Source organism: Bradyrhizobium sp. SMVTL-02, assembly GCF_051853005.1.
GTDB lineage: Bacteria > Pseudomonadota > Alphaproteobacteria > Rhizobiales > Xanthobacteraceae > Bradyrhizobium.
Window position 1 is genome coordinate 6,878,868 of sequence record NZ_CP182469.1, and the last position, 19,390, is coordinate 6,898,257.

Here is a 19,390-nt window from a genome sequence, read left to right on the forward strand (position 1 = left end):
CCGCCCCCGCTGTCCAACCCTATAGTGCGGTCAAACCGCCAGGCAGGACACTCCGCCGGCGACAAATCGACATGGAAGCGCTCACAATCGGCCCGCAGGCCGTTGACGCGCGTCGCCAGGAGGATCGGATGGCACTCCCCGCCTTGCTCAAGAACAATCTGGAGCTGCCCGTCGTCGGCTCGCCGCTCTTCATCGTCTCCGGACCGGAGCTGGTGATCGCCCAGTGCAAGGCGGGCATCGTCGGCTCGTTTCCCGCGCTCAATGCCCGTCCGGTCGAGAAGCTCGAGGAGTGGCTGAGCCGGATCGAGCACGAGCTCGGCGAATACAAGTCGCGCAATCCCGGCAAGAAGGTGGCGCCCTACGCCGTCAACCAGATCTGCCATTCCTCCAACGACCGGTTGATGAAGGACATGGAAACCTGCGTGAAGCACAAGGCGCCCATCATCATCACCTCGCTGCGGCCGCCGGCGGAGATCGTCGAGGCCGCGCATTCCTATGGCGGGCTGGTGTTCCACGACGTCATCAACGTCAAGCATGCGCGCAAGGCCGCCGAGCAGGGCGTCGACGGCCTGATCCTGGTCTGCGCCGGCGCGGGCGGACATGCCGGCACGCTGTCGCCCTTCGCGCTGGTGCGCGAGGTCAAGCAATGGTTCGATGGCGCGATCCTGCTGTCGGGCGCGATCAGCGACGGTTTTGGCGTTGCGTCCGCGCTGACGCTGGGCGCCGACCTCGCCTATATGGGCACGCGCTTCATCGCGACGCAGGAAGCCAATGCCGACGAAGCCTACAAGTCGGCGCTGACGCAGCACGCCGCGCACGACATCGTCTACACCAACCTGTTCACCGGCGTGCACGGCAATTATCTGGGTCCCTCGATCGCCGCCGCCGGCCTCGATCCGGACAATCTTCCCCCCGCCGACAAATCGAAGATGAATTTCGGCTCCGGCGGCAACATGAAATCCAAGGCGTGGCGCGACATCTGGGGATCGGGCCAGGGCATCGGCCAGATCACAGACGCGCCGCCGGTCGCCGAGCTGGTCGACCGGCTGAAGGGCGAATTCGACCGGGCCCGGCAGGATTTCCTGATGCGCGCCAGTGCCTGACGTTTCTGACTGACAAGAACAACGGGAGGACATCATGAAGCTGGCAGCCGCCCTCATCGGCCTGTCATTGCTGACGCTCGCGACCGGAACCGCCCGCGCCGAAGGCAGCAACGAGATCCGCATCGGACAGACGCTGCCCTATAGCGGCCCGGCTTCCGGCTTCGGCGCTATCGGGCGAACGCAGGAGGCGTTCTTCGAGAAGGTCAATGCCGAGGGCGGCATCAACGGCCGCAAGGTCAAGTTCATCACGCTCGACGACGCCTACTCGCCGCCCAAGACCGTCGAGCAGACCCGCAAGCTGGTCGAGCAGGACGAGGTGCTGATGATGTTCGGCTCGCTCGGCACCGCCACCAACAGCGCCGTGCAGCGCTACCTCAACGGCAAGAAGGTGCCGCAGCTGTTCGTGCTCTCGGGCGCGACCAAATGGGCCGATCCGCAGAAATATCCGTGGACCATGCCCGGCATGGCCGCCTACGAATCCGAGGGCGTGGTCTATGCCAAGCACGTGCTGCGCACCAGGCCCAGCGCGAAGATCGCCATCCTGTCCCAGAACGACGATTTCGGCCGCGATTATGTCGCCGGTTTCAAGCGCGCGCTCGGCGAGAAAGGCGCCAGCATGATCGTGGCGGAGCAGACCTACGAGACCAGCGCACCGACGATCAGCTCGCAGCTCTCGACCCTGAAGGCGTCGGGTGCCGACGTGCTGTTCGGCGTCGTGCTCGGCAAGTTCACCTCGCAGATGATCAAGGGCGTCGCCGAGATCGGCTGGAAGCCCGAGCTGTTCTTCGTGCCGACCTCGGCCTCCTCGATCTCATTCCTCGAGCCGGCCGGGCTCGACAACGCGGTCGGCCTGATCTCGTCGAGCAACCAGAAGGACACGATGGACCCGCAATGGGCCAGCGATCCCGGCGTGAAGGAATACTTCGCCTTCATGAAGCAATACATGCCGACTGCGGACCTCTCCAACTCCAACTACGCGGCCGGCTACCACTATGCGACGCTGCTGATGAGGGTGCTGACGGCATGCAAGGATGATTTCAGCCGCGACAACATCATGCGCCAGGCCGCTTCGCTCAAGGAGGTGAAGCTGCCGCTGCTGCTGCCGGGCATGTCCGTCACCACCGGCCCCGATGACTATCTGCCGTTCCAGCAGCTGCAGCTCCGCCGCTTCAACGGCAAGAGCTGGGTCGGGTTCGGCGATGTGCTCGATGATCGCTAAACCGGAACAGGGTGAGGACACGCCATGATCATCAGCGGTGAACGCCGGATCGGCTACGACGAGATCCACGCCCGCATCCGGCGCGCGGCGAGCGGGCTCCGCTCCCTTGGCCTGGCCGAAGGCGCTCCGATCGCCATGATGCTGCGCAACGACTTTGCGCTCTTCGAGGTGGTCGCGGCCTCCGCCGCGCTCGGCAGCCCGGTGGTGCCGATCAACTGGCATCTCAAGGCCGAGGAGGTCCGCTACATCCTGACCGACAGCGGCGCGACGATCCTGGTCTGTCATGCCGATCTGCTGCCGCAGATCCGGGCCGGCCTGCCCGAGGATGTCCGCCTGCTCGTCGTCGCGACACCGCCCGAACTCGCCGCGACCTTCGCCGTTCTGCCCGAGCTGACCCAAGCCCCGGCGGGACTGACCGATTGGGACCGCTGGCGCGACGGCCATCCGGAACATCGGGCCCCGCCTCGCCGTGCCACGGCGATGATCTACACGTCGGGGACCACGGGCATGCCGAAGGGCGTGCGGCGGATGCCGATGGAGCCCGAACAGGCGGCCGCCTCCGAGCGCGTCGGCGCGATCGCCTATGGCATCAAGCCGCGCGACAACCAGGTCGTGCTGATCAACGGGCCGATGTACCACTCGGCGCCGCACTCCTACGGCATGCTGGCGTTCCGCAGCGGCTGCAGCATCGTCCTCCAGGCGCGGTTCGACGCCGAGGAGCTGCTGGCCCTGATCGAGCGCCACCGCGTCACGCATATCCACATGGTGCCGACCATGTTCGTCCGGCTGCTGCGGCTGCCCGAGGCCGTGAGACGACGCTACGATCTCGCCTCGCTGCGGTTCGTGGTGCACGGCGCCGCGCCCTGCCCGCCCGAGGTGAAGCGGGCCATGATCGATTGGTGGGGACAGGTCATCAACGAATATTTCGGCTCGACCGAGACCGGCATCCCGGTGTGGCACTCGGCCGAAGAGGCACTGAGGAAACCGGGGACGGTCGGCCGCGCCATCGAAGGCGGCATCGTCAAGATCTTCCGCGATGACGGCAGCCGCTGCGGCGTCAACGAGGTCGGCGAGATCTACATGCGCCAGACGGCCGTGCCCGATTTCGACTATCACGGCAAGGCGCACGCCCGCGCCGAGGCCGGCCGCGATGGTCTCGTCAGCGTCGGCGACGTCGGCTATCTCGACGAGGACGGCTATCTGTTCCTGTGCGACCGCAAGCGCGACATGGTGATCTCGGGCGGCGTCAACATCTATCCCGCCGAGATCGAGAATGTGCTGATCGCAATGCCCGGCGTGCGCGACTGCGCCGTGTTCGGCATCCCCGACGCCGAATTTGGCGAGCGGCCGTGCGCCTTCGTCGAGCCGGAGCCCGGCGCCGACCTCTCGGCCGCCGCAGTTCAGTCGTTCCTGCGCGAGCGGCTCGCCAACTTCAAGGTGCCGAAGGAGGTCGAATTCCGCGATGCGCTGCCGCGCGAGGCAACGGGAAAGATCTTCAAGCGCAAGCTGCGGGATCCTTATTGGGCGGCTTGACTGGGAACTCGCACCTGGTCGGCGATTGACGCGATGTGTGCGGCCCGCTTCGCTACGGTTGCGGTCTCGTTCTTCGCCTCACGAGAGCTCGCTTCACGCGGGTGGACTGGCGCCGCGGACGTGTCGAATACAATCCGCTCGGGTAATACACGCGCCGAATGAATCCGAATGATGCTTCTGTCCACATCGATGCCGGCGCTACGTTCCGGCGGCGCGGGAAAAAGAAAATCGGCCAGGAACAGCAGCGCGACAAGCAAGCTGCCGACGAACAAGAAATAGCGAATGATAGGCATCTGAATTGGCAGCGCGTCCCGGTATTGGAGACGCTTCAACGGGAAATACCGGCAATTGTTCCTGCGCGCGGTCCTGGCGCGTGATCATCATGCACGTCACGCTGGGTGCGCGCTTTGATCGCGACCGCGGAGCAACCAATCGGAAGCTCATCTGTTGTCGCCCGGCATAATCAACTGTCGGAGGACAATAATGTCACGCCTACCCATGCTCGCCGCAGCACTCCTGCTGCTCGGATCAGTGCCCATCAGCGCACAATCGCAACCCGCGCAAAGCGGGCCGGGCAACAACGCGATCAACAGTGCCGATCAGAACAACTCGAACGCCCCCGTCGCGGGCCGCAACAGCTTCACCGAAGGCCAGGCGAAGTCGAAGATCGAAGCAGCCGGCTATTCCAATGTCTCCGGCCTGCAGAAGGACAATGATGGCGTCTGGCGCGGCAAGGCCGACAAGGCGGGAACCAAGACCGACGTCAGCGTGGACTTCCAGGGCAACGTGAACCCGACCAGATAAGCGGAGGACGCAACATGACCACCACCATTTCCAGACTCTATGACAACTATTCGGATGCGGAACGTGCAGTCACCCGGCTCGAGGCCGCCGGCGTGCCGCACTCCGACATCAGCATCGTCGCCAACAACTCCGACAATTGGTACGGCAACTCGACCCGCAAGGTCGATCGCGACCGCGACGGCGTCGACGATCGCGCCGAAGGTGCGGGCACTGGCGCCGGCGTTGGCGCCGGCCTCGGAGGCGCGGCGGGCCTGCTTGCGGGGCTCGGGCTGCTGGCTATTCCCGGACTCGGACCGGTCGTCGCTGCCGGCTGGCTGGCATCGACCGCGGCGGGTGCCGCGGCCGGCGCTGCAACGGGCGGCATCGTCGGCGCGCTGACCCAAGCCGGCGTGTCCAAGGACGATGCGTCCCGCTACGCCGAGGGCGTCCGCAGGGGCGGAACGCTGGTGTCGGCGAAGGTCCCCGATCAGGACCGCGCGCGTCTCGATGCCCTTCTGCACGAGAGGTCGGTGAACCTGCAGGATCGGAGCGCTGCCTGGCAAAAGACCGGCTGGACCGGCTTCGATGCCGCCAGCCCGCCGCTGTCGCCCGACGATGTCGGCCGTGAGCGCGAGCTGTATGGCGCGGGCACCCGAAGATAGTTGGCTTGCCACCTTCAGGCCGAACGGCAACTCAACTCGCAAGAAAGGCTCCACAAGGTGGAGCCTTTCCATTGTGCGAATACCCCGCCGCAGAGCAGCGCCTTCGCGGCTTGGGTCGGCTTCGCGCCGATCTTGGGGCGAGCTTGACCGCAAGAAGAGCCGCGGGCGGTACGGCAGGTCTATCTCGACACGCTGCTGCGGCCGCATTCCGCCGGAGCAGGGCCATATGCTCTCGCTGCTCGGGTAAGGCGCTTTCGACGACCCGAGAACCGGTATAGCCTTTGACCTCTATAAGCGGAGCATGATCTCTTCGGAACCGCCGCAAACTTTGCGCTGCGCGGCCCTCCCGGTCCGGATCATGCTCAGAGGAAACGCCGCGAAGACGGCCATGAGGTCGCGCATGCTGGACAGGACGAAGGATATTTCCGTCGCCGCACAGGCCTGGCTGGACGAGTTCGAGCATTCGCTGGGCAAGCCTGATCGCGAAGCGCTCGACCGCCTGCTCGTCGCCGAATGTTTCTGGCGCGATGTGCTGGCGCTGAGCTGGAACCTGCAGACGGTCGCGGGTCGCGATTCCGTCGCGCAGGAGCTGGCGGCGCGCGCGCCCAAGGCGGCGCCGACGAATTTCAAGATCGCCCCGAACCGCGCGCCGCCACGCTGGGTGACGCGCGCCGGCACGAACACCATCGAGGCCATCTTCAACTTCGAGACCGCGATCGGCCGCGGCAGCGGCATCATGCGACTCGTCCCTGATGCCGCCGACGGCGACCGCCTGAAAGCATGGACGCTGCTCACCGCCCTCGACGAATTGAAGGGTTTTGAGGAGCAGCTCGGCACCTCGCGCCCGCGCGGCCAGGCCTATTCACGCGATTTCCGCGGGCCGAACTGGCTCGACCAGCGCAACGCATCGCGCGACTATTCCGATCGCGATCCGGCCGTGTTGGTGGTTGGCGGCGGCCAGGCGGGGCTCGCGATTGCGGCGCGGCTGAAGCAGCTGAAGGTCGATACCCTGATCGTCGACCGCGGGATGCGGATCGGAGACAATTGGCGCAAGCGCTATCACGCGCTCACCCTGCACAACCAGGTGCAGGTGAATCACCTGCCCTATATGCCGTTTCCGCCGAACTGGCCGGTCTATATCCCCAAGGACAAGCTCGCCAACTGGTTCGAAGCCTATGTCGATGCCATGGAGCTGAATTTCTGGACCGGCACCGAGTTCGAGGGTGGAGCCTATGACGAAGCCAGGGGCCGCTGGACCGTCACGCTGCGCCGCGCCGACGGCAGCAGCCGCACCATGCGTCCGCGCCATGTGATCATGGCGACCGGGGTCAGCGGCATCGCCAACATTCCAGACATTCCGACCCTCGAGAATTTCAGGGGCACGCTGGTGCATTCCAGCCGCTACGAGGACGGCGAGAACTGGACAGGCAAGCGCGCCATCGTCATTGGCACCGGCAACAGCGGCCACGATATCGCGCAAGATCTTCATTCCAGCGGCGCAGAGGTGACGCTGGTGCAGCGCTCGCCGACGCTGGTCACCAATATCGAGCCGTCGGCGCAGCTCGCTTACGCCACCTACAATGAGGGCACGCTCGAGGACAACGATCTGATCGCGGCCTCGATGCCGACGCCGCTCGCCAGGAAGACGCATGTGATGCTGACCGAGCAGTCGAAGCAGCTCGACAGGGAGCTGCTCGACGGCCTTGCCGGCGTCGGCTTCAAACTCGACTTCGGCGAGGCCGGCACCGGCTGGCAGTTCAAATACCTCACCCGTGGCGGCGGCTATTATTTCAACGTCGGCTGCTCCAACCTGATCGTCGAGGGCAAGATCAGCCTTAGGCAGTTCTCCGACATCGAGAGCTTCTCGGCCGAAGGCGCACGAATGAAGGACGGCACGAACATCGCGGCCGATCTCATCGTGCTCTCCACCGGCTACAAGCCGCAGGAATACCTGGTGCGGAAATTGTTCGGCGACGCCGTGGCCGACCGCGTCGGCCCGATCTGGGGTTTTGGCGACGGCTTCGAGCTGCGCAACATGTATGCGCGGACCGGGCAACCCGGCCTCTGGTTCATCGCCGGCAGCCTCGCGCAGTGCCGCATCAACTCGAAATATCTCGGGCTGCAGATCAAGGCGATCGAGGAAGGGATGTTGGGGCGCGAGGTGAGTGCAACTTGAGCCGCGTCATTGCGGGCGCGGCGAAGCAATCAGGCTGTCCGCGCGGAGGGAGTCTGGATTGCTTCGCTGCGCCCGCAATGACGACGCGGATGCAGTCGAGCACGACAGAGACAGCGAGAGGAAGGACCACCCATGCCAGCCATTCTCGGCAGCGGCGAGCACCGCTACCGCGTCGTCGAAAATTTCGCGAAGCTGCCCGACGGCTGGCAGCTGACCGACGTCGCCTCCGTCGCCGTCGACAGCAAGGACCGGATCTACGTCTTCAACCGCGGCGTCCATCCGATGGTGGGGCATTGTCACCGAAGGGCGAGATCTACGTGTCCGACGGCTATGGCAATGCGCGCGTGCACAAGTTCACGCCCGACGGCAGGCTGATCAAGAGCTGGGGCGAGCCGGGCACCGATCCCGGTCAGTTCAACATCGTACACAACATCGCCACCGATGCCGACGGTTGGGTCTACGTCGCCGACCGCGAGAACCATCGCGTGCAGGTGTTCGACGGCGAAGGCAAGTACGAGACGCAGTGGAACAACCTTCACCGCCCCTGCGCACTGTGCTGCTGCGGTGGGGCCAAGCGCCCGACCTTCGTCATCGGCGAGCTCGGCCCCGGCCTCGACATCAACCGCAATGTGCTCAATCTCGGTCCGCGGCTGTCGATCGTCGATGCGCAGGGCAAACGCATCGCTCGTCTCGGCGGCGAGGAAGGTCCGGGCGTTGCCAGCGGCAAGTTCCTGGCGCCGCACGGCATCACGCTGGATTCGAGGGGCGACATCTATGTCGGCGAGGTCGGCGTCACCAACTGGAAGACGAGCTTTCCGGACGAGGAAACGCCGGCCGTGGTACGTGCGACGCGGTGCCTGCAGAAACTGGAGCGGGTGCTGGAATGAGGCACGGCGACCGCCCTGCGGTTCCGGGCCCGCCTCGCCCGCCCCTCACCGAATCACGGCGTTTTTGGGCGCTTCGCCACCGAGGCGCCGCATTGGCCACGGCTGAATAAGTCTCTCGACGGGCTTCACAATCCCGTCACGCTGCATGTAGTATGTCAACACATGCTGCTTCGCAGCGTACATTGGAGGCCGGGAGCGTTACTTGAACGCACATGTCTCGCAAGGCAGTTGGCCGGTGTTGGTGCTGAATGCGGACTTCCGGCCGCTGAGTTACTACCCACTGTCTCTGTGGTCGTGGCAGGACGCGATCAAGGCGGTGTTCCTCGACCGCGTCAACATCGTCGCCCATTACGATCAGGCGGTTCGAAGTCCCACCCTGGAAATGCAGTTACCGAGCGTCGTCTCGCTCAAATCCTTCGTCAAGCCGACCACCCATCCTGCCTTCACCCGGTTCAACGTCTTCCTGCGCGATCGTTTCGCCTGCCAATATTGCGGCTCGCCCGAAGACCTCACATTCGATCACATCATCCCGCGCAGCAAAGGCGGCCAGACCACCTGGGAGAACGTGGTCGCGGCATGCTCGCCGTGTAACCTGCGCAAGGGCAATCTCACCCCGGCGCAGGCAAAAATGTTTCCGCGCCAGAGCGCGTTCGCGCCGACCGTGCACCAGCTCCACCGTAACGGCCGCCTGTTCCCGCCGAACTATCTGCACGACAGCTGGCTGGACTATCTGTACTGGGATACGGAGCTGGATCCGTAGCGTCTGGTTTCACACCCCGATCGCATTCCGCGCCACCACGTCGCGATAGAACGCCGCGCTCAGCTTCGGCAGCCTCGCCTGGGTCTCGAAGTCGACCCGATAAAGGCCGAACCGTTTCCCGTAGCCGAAGATCCATTCAAAGTTGTCCATCAGGCTCCAGAGGAAATAGCCGCGGATCGGCACGCCTTCCGTGATCGCGCGCTGCATCTGGGTCAAATAGTTGCGCAGGAACATGATGCGGTCGAGGTCGTAGACCTGGCCGTCGGCGGCGATCCTGTCCTCGGACGAGGTGCCGTTCTCGCTGACGTAGATCGCCTCGATGTTCCAGATTTTTGCGGCAAGGCGGGGGGCCCAGTAGATCACCTCGGGGCCGATCCGCAGCCATTCCGAATTCATGTGCGGGAACGAGGTCGGGAAGGGCAGCACATGGAAGCCCGGCGCGCGGTCGGAGGCGGTGACGTAGAACTGCGGCGCGTAGATGTTGAGGCCGACGAAATCGTTCGGTGTGCCGATGATCTTCAATTCCTCCGCGGTGAATTTCGGCGCGTTCGCGCCGGCGTAGGCGAGGAAGCCGTCGGTGTACTTTCCCTCCAGCACCACGCCGAGGAATCCCGCATTGAGCTCGCGCGTCGCGATCTCGGCGGCGCGGATGTTGTCCGGCGTCGCGATCGCCGGCACGCAGGCGGCGATGTTCTCGGCTGCGCCAATTCTCGTGCCGGCCCGCGCCGAGGCGCGGATCGCCTGTACGGCGAGCCCATGCGCCAGCGCGACGTGATGGCGGGCCTGGTTGAGCTGCGCGGCCGGCAGCTTCAGGCCCGGCGCGTCGATGCCCCAGCCATAGCCGAAATTCACGAAGCGCCCGACCTCGTTGACGGTGAAGACGGTCCTGACGCGATCGGTCAGGCGCTCGGCAACATAGGTCGCGTAATCGGCGAAGGCCTTCGCGGTATCGCTCGACTGCCAGCCGCCGACGCGGTCCTGCAGCGCCTGCGGCAGGTCCCAGTGATAGAGCGTGGCGCAGGGCTCGATGCCGCTCGCGAGCAGCTCGTCGACGAGGCGGTTGTAGAAGTCGAGGCCCTTCGGATTGGGCTGGCCCGATCCATCCGGGAACACGCGCGGCCAGGCGATGGAGAAGCGATAGGCCTTGACGCCAAGCGCCTTGATCAGCGCGACGTCCTCCTTGTAGCGATGATAGTGCTCGTTGGCGCGGTCACCGGTCGAGCCGTCCTCGATCTTGCCGGGCGTGTGGCTGAAGATGTCCCAGATCGATTTGCCGCGTCCGTCCTCGTTGACGGCGCCTTCGATCTGGTAGGACGAGGTCGCCGTGCCCCACAGGAAATCCTTCGGGAAAGGCGCGGGCGCGTGGAGGTCAGTGGTCTCCGCGGCCCTGGCGCCGATTGCGGCGCCAAGCGCGGCGAGACCCGCAAGCCCTGCAAATTCGCGCCGCGAGACTTTTCCGGACATCGCTATCTCCGCGCCTGCTCCATATCGATCTGATAGACGGAAATCCTGTCGATCTCGAAGGCCACGCTCGGCGGCGATTCTGCGTCGACCGGCCCTACGCCAACAAAGAATTTCGATCCGATCGCCAGGTTCACAATCATGTACATGGGATCGTCGAAACCGATCGGCACGTTGATGTCGGACACCGGCCGACGGTCGATGAAATAGACCAGACGATCCTCCGCCCACAGCACACCGTAATTGTGGAAGCTGCTCGACGCATCGCCGACCGCGAAGTCGAAGCCGCAGGACTGGATCTTCTGGGTCGACGGAATCCGCCAATGCGTGGTCATGACGAGATCGCCCGGCCGCTCGCCGCGGCCTTCCAGCACGTCGACCTCGGGCGGCCAGCCGCCGTCGTCCGCCAGCATCCAGAAGGCCGGCCACACCGCATGGCCGACCGGGATTTTAGCGCGAATTTCGAAATAGCCGTGCTTCTGCGCGAACGTGCCCTGGGTGGTCAGGATCCCGGAAATGTACTCGTTGTTGAACAGAACCGACTTCAAGTCCGGCGGCGTGCGGCTGGCGACAATGGAGAGCACGCCGTCCTTGACCCTGAACGGATCGAGCCCGAGCGGCGCCGCTCCGCGGCCGGCATAACGCGGATCGACATAGATCTGCTGCTCGCCATTGGCGCTGGTCTTGCGCTTGAAGTCGGAGCCGTCGCCGCCCCAGTAGCGTGCCTCCGGCCACGCCGCGCCGCCGGCATAATGCGGCACCCAGCGCCCCGTCGCGAGCGGGTGCTCGTTGAAATCGTCGTTGAAGGTCCGGCGCAGCATCAGGAACGCGAGCGAGGTGGGATTGACGCTCTCCAGCCTGCGGCACTCGATCGTGGAGGGATCGGTGGTGACTTGCAGCGACATCGTGCCGGGCGCATCATCTGGATCGTCCTGCGCGACGGCAGGCACCGGCACGGCCGACAGGCCGATCGCGACCAGAGCGCCCTTCGTCCAACGGTCGATCATCATTTGACTTCGAAGATGTCAGGCGAGAAAGGTTAACGCCTCTGTATTTCGGCGCGCAAGTAAGGGCACGCCGCTCCGGCGGGCGATTAAGAAAACGGGGTACCGCTTGCAAAGCCGGGGCCCCCGACGAACTGCAAACAACGCATTGCCAGCGAATCCTGCGATAGTCGTTACGGTGTATTAAACCTCTGGTGGCAATCTGGCCGCGATCCGCAGACCTGCCTGCCAGGCCGCGGATCGCTCAGATCCGGGGTCGTCGCTGATGTTTGCCGAGACGCTTGAAGCGGTCCAATCCTCGCCGTCGAAGCGGACAATCTACGTCCGCTTCGTGCTCGCGGCGCTGGCGGTGATGGTTCTGTTCAAGACGTTCAGGTTCGGTCACTGGATCGTCTGGCAGGTCCACGAACTGTCCGATTTCGACGCCTTCTACATCGTCGCGCGAGAGATCTGGCACGGTCAAGTCGATCTGGCTTACCGGTTCGAGACCCTGATCAAGCTTCAGCAGGCATTTACCGGTTCGACCAGCTTCATGCCCTGGACTTATCCGCCGCATTTCGACCTGCTGTTGGCGCCATTTGCACTTCTGCCGGAGGGTATCGCCTATCTGCTGTTCGTCACGGTGACACTGACGAGCTATCTGCTCACGCTTCGTACGATTGCTGACAAGAATTTTGCGCATGTCCTGGTCGTCATGTTTCCCGCGCTCGCGATCACGGTCGGCTGCGGACAGAATGGCTTTCTCACGGGCACCTTGATCGGTATCGTCTGCCTCAATGTCGAGCGGCGCCAGGTCATGGCCGGTCTTGCGCTGGGCGCGATGGTGATCAAACCGCATCTGGCCATCGCCGCGGGCTTCTACATGCTTGCGACGCGGCGTTGGACGGCGCTTGCCACTGCTACGACAGTCGTACTCGCGAGCTCGCTCGCCTGCACGTTGATGTTCGGATGGCAGATCTGGACCGCATGGCTCGGCGCAATCAGGGAATCGGCGATCTTCCTCGATCGCGGTTTTTATCCACTGTTCCGCATGGTCTCGACCTACGCCGCGCTCGGCCGGGCCGGCCTGCCCTCGAGTATTGCCTTTTGGGCGCAGGCGGCTGCCGCGAGCCTTGCCCTGTTTGCAGTCGCGCTTGCTGTCTGGCTCGGAACAACACGCAGGGCGTCGCCTGCGTTTACGATCGGTGTCGCCACCCTCGTCTCGGTGATGATCAGTCCCTACGCCTATGACTATGACTTGCCGATCATCGGGATCGGCCTCGCCTTGATACTTCCTGACCTCACGCAAATGGCGAATGCGCGAGAGCGCGGTTTCGTCTACGGACTGATCCTGCTTGCCGGCGCCTACGGAATGCTGCAATCAGCGCGGCTCGCCGCGCAGTTCGGCAGTGATGCGGATCTGACCGGAATGGAGGACAAGCTCGCGCCATCCATCGGGGGCTTCGCGATGATGGCGCTGCTGGCCCTGTTGCTGCGGCTCCTATGGCGGGCAACGCAGCCTGTGGCCGCAGTACCTCAGCCGGCGGAATAATTCAGGCGCGCTGAAACGCCAATGTCGCGCCGAATCCATGGTAGCTCTCAGCAGGCGGACACTGGCAGCTACGCCTCGACCGGTGCATGCTGGCCATCGCCGGGCACGGAACCCGCCGCCCGGGTGCCCGTTCACAGGGAGGCCCGACGCCGATAACCGCGGGAGCGGTATCGGGCCCCGCCACAGCCCAAGGGGAGACGCCTCATGCCTACAGCCGAAAATGACCACGTCTACAAGATCCTGGAACTGGTCGGATCATCCGAGACCTCGATCGAGGATGCGATCAAGAACGCCATCGGCCGCGCCGCCAAGACCGTCCGCGAGATGAAATGGTTCGAGGTGGTGCAGACGCGCGGCCACATCGAGAACAACGCGGTGCGGCACTACCAGGTGACGCTGCGGGTCGGATTTACGCTGGAGGGATGACGGGCCGACGTCGGCAAAGCCGTCTCGCCGCAGCGGCATGGTTAACATCTACTGGCGAGAGTCGATCAAGACCTATCGACCCGATCTGGTTGAATACGGACCGCGCACGATCATCGCGGATATTGCAACAGGCCGTTAAGTCGAAAATGAGAGGCTTGCTCCGATTTGGAGCAAGCCTGATGGTCACGAGCCGCGAACTCGGCACGACGCGCCTTCCGCTCTGGGCGGCGGGTTTCGTGGTGCTGATTTGCGTGACGATCCTCGGCTTGAGCGCCTGGCGCGAATGGGAGACGCGGAATGCCGATCTCAGGAACGCCGAGGTCGACATGGCCAATCTCGCGCATTCGCTGATTCAGCACGCCGACGACACGTTCGAGCTCGCCGATACGATCCTGGTCGGGCTGGTCTCACATCTGGCGGGCGACGGGTGCCTTCGCGCGCTGAGCCGGATTCTATCCGCCCACGCCAGGCGTCCCGCCGATCTCGCCGCCCGCTACGGCGGCGAGGAATTCGCCCTGTTGTTGCCGAACACCGGCCCGGACGGCTGCGCCGAGGTCGCCCAAGCGATTCGAAAGGCGCTGCACGATCTCGCCATGCTGCATGTGCAAGACCCGCCCTCTCGCCTGGTGACCGTCAGCTTGGGCGGCGCGGCAAGCCTCCCATCGGAGACCACGGCGGACTCCAGCACGCTGGTCGCGGCTGCCGACCGCGCGCTCTACGCCGCCAAGGACAGCGGCCGTGACCGGCTGGTGATGTCGGGACAGGTCGTCCCCTGGCGTGCGAAGACCGCGTGACGGGATCGGACCGCTCACCAGGCGTAGCGAGCGCTGCGGCGCGCACCACAACCGTAGAGAGTCTCGGGTTTGCACTCTGTACTTTGGCGCGATATGACTGCGATCGCGGCCGGATGTTTTCGGCCAATCCAAGAGTGCTGTTGTGACCGACGGAATCAAGCTCGTCCTGTTCGACATGGACAATGTGCTCTGCGACTATGACAGGGCAAAGCGCGTCGCCTGCCTGGCAGAGCTGGCGGGAACGACCAGCGCGTTCGTCCACGAGGCGATCTGGGACAGCGGCTTCGAGGCGCTCGGCGATTCCGGCGCGCTCGATGCTGCGGACTATCTGCGAGGCTTCGGCGAGCGCATGGGCCATCCGCTGTCGCTCGATGAGTGGGTGGAGGCGCGGCGCCGTTCGATGCAGGCGAGTTCCGCGATGCTGGAGATCGTCCGCCGCATGCGCGAGACCGTCGATGTTGCGGTGCTGACCAACAACACCACGCTGGTCACCGACCATCTCGACACGCTGCTGCCCGATCTGCGTCCGCTGTTCGGCTCGAGGATCTACGCCTCGGCCCGGTTCAAGACGGCGAAACCGGACCCGCGCTGCTATCGTCTGTGCCTGTCCGAGCTCAACGTGATGCCGCAGAACGTCCTGTTCGTCGACGATCTCATGGCCAATGTCGCCGGCGCGCGCGAGGCGGGGCTATTCGCGCATCACCACACGTCGGTGGAGGCCTTCAGGCAGGCCCTCTCGGAATATGGCCTGCTTCAAGGACGAACATAACGTCGGTGAAGGCGTCCAGGCAGGCTCGGCCCCGGCGCGATCACCTGTCGTGGTTGGGGACCCATTCCTCCGCGGTCGAGTCCCAATGATGGGTGTCGTCGAAGTGCCGCCACGGGGGCCGCTGTGGTTTGGGCTCAGCGGGCTTTTTCCGCGGTTGGGGCATGAGCGCGCCAAGCCTCATCGTCCAGTCACGGGCGCTCTGTTCCCAGTACGGCCTGTTGAAGGGTGTCAGCATTCGGGGCCTCCTTCAGGGAAGAAGCGTGGCTATTCTAGCACCATCGGAGGCATGTGGTGTAAGATGCTTCACAGTCCGGAAATGAGTTTGTCCGCTCAGTCCAATGGGCGGCCAAGGGACCCTTGCCGCCCGCGTGCAGGACGACGCCCAACTCGCCCGTTCGAATTATTCCTCCCTCAGTTCAAAGATTAAGCGGCAGCGTGAAGGCGCCTACGCACGGCGCGCTGCACCATTACGCCAGATGACACGCCACGAAGTGCCCGCCCGCCCCCTCCTTCAGCTCGGGCGCGCTCTCGGCGCAGCGCGGCTGGGCGATCGGGCAGCGGGTGTGGAAGTGGCAGCCCGACGGCGGCTTCATCGGGCTCGGCACGTCGCCCTTGAGGCGGATGCGCTCGCGCTTGAGCTTTGGATCGGGCACCGGCACCGCCGATAGCAGCGCCTTGGTGTAGGGATGCTGCGGATTGCGGTAGAGATCGCTGGCCCTCGCCAGCTCGACGATGCGGCCGAGATACATCACCGCGACGCGGTCGGAGATGTGCTCGACCACTGAGAGGTCGTGCGCGACGAACAGATAGGTCAGGTTCAGCTCGGCCTGGAGATCTTCCAGCAGGTTGATGACCTGGGCCTGGATCGACACGTCGAGCGCCGAGACCGGCTCGTCGCAGACGATCAGCTTCGGCTCGACCGCGAGCGCGCGCGCGATCACGATGCGCTGGCGCTGGCCGCCGGAGAATTCATGCGGATAGCGCCGCATGTGCTCGGCCTTCAGGCCGACCTTCACGAGCAGGCCCGCGACGCGCTCCTCCCGCTCCTTGGCCGACGAGGCCAGATTGTGGATGGTGAAGGCCTCGCCGAGGATGGCGCCGATCGTCATGCGCGGATTGAGCGAGGCGAACGGGTCCTGGAACACCAGCTGCATGTTCCGCCGCATCGCGCGCAGATCGTTGCCGCCGAGCTTGCGCACATCCTGGCCGTCGAAGGTGACCTCGCCGTCGGTCGGCTCGATCAGTCGCAGCACGCAGCGGCCCGTGGTGGACTTGCCGCAGCCGGATTCGCCGACCAGGCCGAGCGTCTCGCCGCGATTGACCGAGAACGACACGCCGTCGACCGCATAGACGGTGCCGACCTGGCGCGACAGCAGGCCACCGAGCACGGGGAAATGTTTCTTCAGGCCGCTGACGCGGAGCAAGGGCTCGCTCATGCAGCGCCTCCCAACTGTGTATCGCCGAGGTGACAGGCCATGCGATGGCCCGGTGAGACCTCGCGGAGCAGCGGCTCCTTCTCGATGCAGACGTTCATGGCGAACTTGCAGCGCGGCGCGAAGCGGCAGCCGACCGGCGGATTGATCAGGATCGGCACCGAGCCACCGATCGCCTCCAGGCGCGTCTTGTGTTCGCTGTCGAGATCGATGCGCGGGATCGAGCGGATCAGGCCTTGCGTATAGGGGTGACGGGGATCGCCGAAGAGATCGTCGACGGGCGCCTCCTCCACCACCTTGCCGGCATACATCACGACGACGCGCTGCGCGGTCTCGGCGACGACGCCCATGGCATGGGTGATCAGCATCACCGCCATGCCGAAGCGCTCCTTCATGTCCTGCAAGAGGTCGAGGATCTGCGCCTGGATGGTGACGTCGAGCGCCGTAGTGGGCTCGTCGGCGATGATCAGCTTCGGCTTGCAGGCGAGCGCCATCGCGATCATCACGCGCTGACGCATGCCGCCGGAGAACTGGTGCGGATAATTGTGCACGCGGCCTTCGGCGTTGGGGATCTGCACCAGCTTCAGCATCTCGATGGTGCGGTCGAGCGCCTGCTTCTTCGTCACGGCCTCGTGCCGGCGCAGGCTCTCGGCGATCTGCTCGCCGATGGTGAGCACCGGATTGAGCGAGGTCATCGGCTCCTGGAAGATGAAGCCGATCTCCTTGGCCCTGATCTCGTCGAGCTGATTGCTGGTCAGCGGCACGAGATCGCGGCCCTCGAAGAGGATCTGGCCGGCCGCGATGCGACCCGGCGGCATCGCGATCAGCTTCAGGATCGACATCGCGGTCACGGTCTTGCCGCAGCCGGATTCGCCGACGACGCAGAGCGTCTCACCCTTGTTGATGGAGATATCGACGCCGTCGACGGCCTGGAGGATACCGTCGTCGGTGGAGAAGTGGGTCTTCAGGCCCTTGATCTCGAGCAGCGGCGCCATCAGATCACCCGTCGCGCGTCGAGCGCGTCCCGCAGGCCGTCGCCGATGAAGTTGATGGCGACCACCGCGATGAAGATCGCGCCGCCCGGGAACAGCGCCCAGTGCGGACCGATGTCGAGAAAGTCCTTGGCGTCGTACAGCAACCGTCCCCAGGTCGGAGTGTCGGGCGGAAAGCCGAGACCGAGGAAGGACAGCGTCGATTCCGCGATGATGGCGGCGGCGACGTCGATGGTGCCGGCGATGATCACCGGGCCGACCGCATTCGGCAGGATGTGGCGCACCACCTGCCGGACCGGGCTGGCACCGAGCGCGCGGGCCGCCTCGACGAACTCCTTCTCGCGGATCGACAGGAACTGCGCGCGCACGAGCCGCGCCACCGGCATCCAGCGCAGGCCGCCGATCACGAGCACGATCAGGATGAAGATGCCGCCTTCGGGACCGAACACCTGCTTCAGCCCGTCACGGAAGAGGTAGATGAGCAAGAGCAGCAGCGGCAGTTGCGGCAGCGACAGGAAGAGGTCGGTGAGCCACATCAATCCATGCCCGAGCGCACCACGCGACATGCCGGCGAGCGCGCCGATCAGCGTGCCGATGAAAACGGAGACCAGCATCGCGGCGAGCCCCACCGCGAGCGAGATGCGGCCGCCATAGATCATGCGCGCCAGAATGTCCTGGCCGAGATCGTCGGTGCCGAACGGATGGGCGAACGACGGCCCCTGCATGCCCGCGACAATGTCGATGTCGTTGATCTTCACGCGCCACACGAACGGCCCGAGCACGACGGCGAGCACCAGGATGAGGAGCAGGAAGGCGCTGACGACGGCGAGCTTGTGGCGGCTGTAGCGCCGCCACGTCTCGCGCCAGGGCGAGTAGACCCCCCGCTCAGCGGAGGGAGATGCGAGGGTCAAGCCAGCCATAAAGGACGTCCGCGATGAGGTTGAACAGCACCACGAGGCACGCGAAGACGAAGGTGACGGCCATCACCACCGGCGTGTCGTTGGAAAGGATGGAGGAGATCAGCAGCGAGCCGATGCCGGGGATACGGAAGATCTGCTCGGTGACGATGGCGCCGCCGAACACCGCGGGCATCTGCAGCGCGATCAGCGTGACCACGGGGATCATGGCGTTGCGCATCACGTGCTTGACGATCACCGTGGCCTGGCCGAGACCCTTGGCTCGCGCCGTGGTGACGTAGTCGAGCCTGATGACGTCGAGCATCGCCGAGCGCACGAAGCGCGTCATCGACGCCGCCTGGAACAGCCCGAGCACCGCCACCGGCATGACGGCCTGACGGATCATCTCCAGCACCCAGTGGATGCCGGTGGCCTTGATGTCGGTGGTGTAGACGAAGGGCAGCCAGTCCAGCGTGACCGAGAAGATCAGGATGAACAGGATGCCGGTGAAGAAGGTCGGCAGCGAGAAGCCGACGAAGGCGAGCGTGTTGGCGATCTGGTCGAATAGCGAATAGGGCTTCGTCGCGGCATAGACGCCGACCGGAATCGCGATCAGCAGCGCCAGGATCTGCGCCGAGCCGATCACGTAGAGCGTGGCCGGCAGGCGCTGCAGGATCAGCGTGTCGACGTTCATCCGGCTGACGAAGGAGAAGCCCCAATCGCCGTGCACCATCGCGTTGAGCCAGTGCAGGTAGCGGAGGTAGATCGGATCATCGAGGCCGAACTTCGCCCGAAGCGCGAGAGCGACTTCGGGCGGAACGTTCGGATTGGTCGCGAGCTCCGAGAACGGGTCGCCCGGAGCGAGCGCGAGCACGACAAACAGCACCAGCGAGATTCCCAGCAAGCTGGGAATCGCGATCAGGAGACGACGCAGAACGTACTGAGTCATGAGGGAAGGACC

At 64.8% G+C, this 19,390-nt stretch carries 17 protein-coding genes and 2 pseudogenes; 12 read left to right on the plus strand and 7 right to left on the minus strand.

What is annotated here, in order from left to right:
- The first annotated feature begins 128 nt into the window (after nt 1-128).
- Genes ACNJYB_RS32865 through ACNJYB_RS32875 form a run of 3 tightly spaced genes read left to right on the plus strand, consistent with a single transcriptional unit; the run spans nt 129 to nt 3,855 of the window.
- Nucleotides 129-1,103: an NAD(P)H-dependent flavin oxidoreductase gene (locus ACNJYB_RS32865; protein ID WP_439370675.1), complete on the plus strand. Its 975-nt coding sequence runs from the start codon at nt 129-131 to the stop codon at nt 1,101-1,103.
- Nucleotides 1,104-1,137: 34 nt separating this feature from the next.
- Nucleotides 1,138-2,322, plus strand: a complete 1,185-nt coding sequence (locus tag ACNJYB_RS32870) for an ABC transporter substrate-binding protein (protein WP_439370676.1) — start codon at nt 1,138-1,140, stop codon at nt 2,320-2,322.
- Nucleotides 2,323-2,346: 24 nt separating this feature from the next.
- A complete protein-coding gene (locus ACNJYB_RS32875; RefSeq protein ID WP_439370678.1) occupies nt 2,347-3,855 on the plus strand; it encodes an acyl-CoA synthetase in 1,509 nt (502 codons plus the stop codon).
- On the opposite strand, the gene ACNJYB_RS32880 is transcribed toward ACNJYB_RS32875, so the two are convergent.
- A complete protein-coding gene (locus ACNJYB_RS32880) occupies nt 3,840-4,148 on the minus strand; it encodes a hypothetical protein (RefSeq protein ID WP_439370679.1) in 309 nt (102 codons plus the stop codon). The genes ACNJYB_RS32875 and ACNJYB_RS32880 overlap by 16 nt on opposite strands.
- A 190-nt stretch (nt 4,149-4,338) precedes the next feature.
- Here ACNJYB_RS32880 and ACNJYB_RS32885 point away from each other — a divergent pair, with 190 nt between their 5' ends.
- From ACNJYB_RS32885 to ACNJYB_RS32905, 5 genes and pseudogenes are all read left to right on the plus strand, one after another.
- A complete protein-coding gene (locus ACNJYB_RS32885) occupies nt 4,339-4,659 on the plus strand; it encodes a hypothetical protein (RefSeq protein ID WP_439370680.1) in 321 nt (106 codons plus the stop codon).
- A gap of 14 nt (nt 4,660-4,673) precedes the next feature.
- Nucleotides 4,674-5,300 carry a hypothetical protein gene (locus ACNJYB_RS32890; protein WP_439370682.1) on the plus strand — a complete coding sequence of 209 codons (627 nt, stop codon included), beginning with the start codon at nt 4,674-4,676 and terminating at the stop codon, nt 5,298-5,300.
- A 400-nt stretch (nt 5,301-5,700) separates the two neighbouring features.
- The gene (locus ACNJYB_RS32895; protein ID WP_439370683.1) at nt 5,701-7,476 is read left to right on the plus strand and encodes a flavin-containing monooxygenase; all 1,776 of its coding nucleotides are present in this window, start codon (nt 5,701-5,703) and stop codon (nt 7,474-7,476) included.
- Nucleotides 7,477-7,608: 132 nt separating this feature from the next.
- A pseudogene (locus tag ACNJYB_RS32900) lies at nt 7,609-8,363 on the plus strand (hypothetical protein).
- A 202-nt stretch (nt 8,364-8,565) separates the two neighbouring features.
- Complete coding sequence (locus ACNJYB_RS32905; RefSeq protein ID WP_008543309.1) at nt 8,566-9,123, plus strand: HNH endonuclease; 558 nt, start codon at nt 8,566-8,568, stop codon at nt 9,121-9,123.
- Between the two features lie 9 nt (nt 9,124-9,132).
- Here the strand turns inward: ACNJYB_RS32905 and ACNJYB_RS32910 are convergent, their stop codons facing one another.
- Both ACNJYB_RS32910 and ACNJYB_RS32915 read right to left on the minus strand, forming a co-directional pair.
- Nucleotides 9,133-10,587, minus strand: coding sequence for a GH1 family beta-glucosidase (locus tag ACNJYB_RS32910; RefSeq protein ID WP_439370684.1), 1,455 nt, complete (start codon nt 10,585-10,587; stop codon nt 9,133-9,135).
- A gap of 2 nt (nt 10,588-10,589) precedes the next feature.
- The gene (locus tag ACNJYB_RS32915; RefSeq protein ID WP_439375703.1) at nt 10,590-11,591 is read right to left on the minus strand and encodes a glycoside hydrolase family 16 protein; all 1,002 of its coding nucleotides are present in this window, start codon (nt 11,589-11,591) and stop codon (nt 10,590-10,592) included.
- Between the two features lie 262 nt (nt 11,592-11,853).
- Between ACNJYB_RS32915 and ACNJYB_RS32920 the strand changes: the two genes are divergently transcribed.
- The 4 genes and pseudogenes from ACNJYB_RS32920 to ACNJYB_RS32935 all read left to right on the plus strand — a co-directional run bounded on the left by ACNJYB_RS32920 (nt 11,854) and on the right by ACNJYB_RS32935 (nt 15,108).
- The gene (locus tag ACNJYB_RS32920; protein ID WP_439370686.1) at nt 11,854-13,119 is read left to right on the plus strand and encodes a glycosyltransferase family 87 protein; all 1,266 of its coding nucleotides are present in this window, start codon (nt 11,854-11,856) and stop codon (nt 13,117-13,119) included.
- A gap of 204 nt (nt 13,120-13,323) precedes the next feature.
- Nucleotides 13,324-13,545, plus strand: a complete 222-nt coding sequence (locus ACNJYB_RS32925) for a dodecin (RefSeq protein WP_439370688.1) — start codon at nt 13,324-13,326, stop codon at nt 13,543-13,545.
- A gap of 410 nt (nt 13,546-13,955) precedes the next feature.
- Nucleotides 13,956-14,339 (plus strand): annotated as a pseudogene (locus tag ACNJYB_RS32930) (diguanylate cyclase domain-containing protein); the annotation flags it as partial.
- A gap of 142 nt (nt 14,340-14,481) precedes the next feature.
- On the plus strand, nt 14,482-15,108 hold the full coding sequence (locus ACNJYB_RS32935; RefSeq protein ID WP_439370690.1) for an HAD family hydrolase: 627 nt from the start codon (nt 14,482-14,484) through the stop codon (nt 15,106-15,108).
- Between the two features lie 467 nt (nt 15,109-15,575).
- Here ACNJYB_RS32935 and ACNJYB_RS32940 read toward each other — a convergent pair whose 3' ends face one another.
- Genes ACNJYB_RS32940 through ACNJYB_RS32955 form a run of 4 tightly spaced genes read right to left on the minus strand, consistent with a single transcriptional unit; the run spans nt 15,576 to nt 19,378 of the window.
- Nucleotides 15,576-16,544, minus strand: coding sequence for an ABC transporter ATP-binding protein (locus tag ACNJYB_RS32940; RefSeq protein ID WP_439370691.1), 969 nt, complete (start codon nt 16,542-16,544; stop codon nt 15,576-15,578).
- Nucleotides 16,541-17,536, minus strand: a complete 996-nt coding sequence (locus ACNJYB_RS32945; RefSeq protein WP_439370693.1) for an ABC transporter ATP-binding protein — start codon at nt 17,534-17,536, stop codon at nt 16,541-16,543. The genes ACNJYB_RS32940 and ACNJYB_RS32945 overlap by 4 nt, the downstream gene beginning before the upstream one ends.
- Nucleotides 17,536-18,453 carry an ABC transporter permease gene (locus tag ACNJYB_RS32950; protein WP_439370694.1) on the minus strand — a complete coding sequence of 306 codons (918 nt, stop codon included), beginning with the start codon at nt 18,451-18,453 and terminating at the stop codon, nt 17,536-17,538. The genes ACNJYB_RS32945 and ACNJYB_RS32950 overlap by 1 nt, the downstream gene beginning before the upstream one ends.
- Nucleotides 18,419-19,378, minus strand: coding sequence for an ABC transporter permease (locus ACNJYB_RS32955; RefSeq protein WP_439370696.1), 960 nt, complete (start codon nt 19,376-19,378; stop codon nt 18,419-18,421). Before ACNJYB_RS32955 ends, ACNJYB_RS32950 begins: the two co-directional genes overlap by 35 nt.
- Between the last annotated feature and the right edge of the window lie 12 nt (nt 19,379-19,390).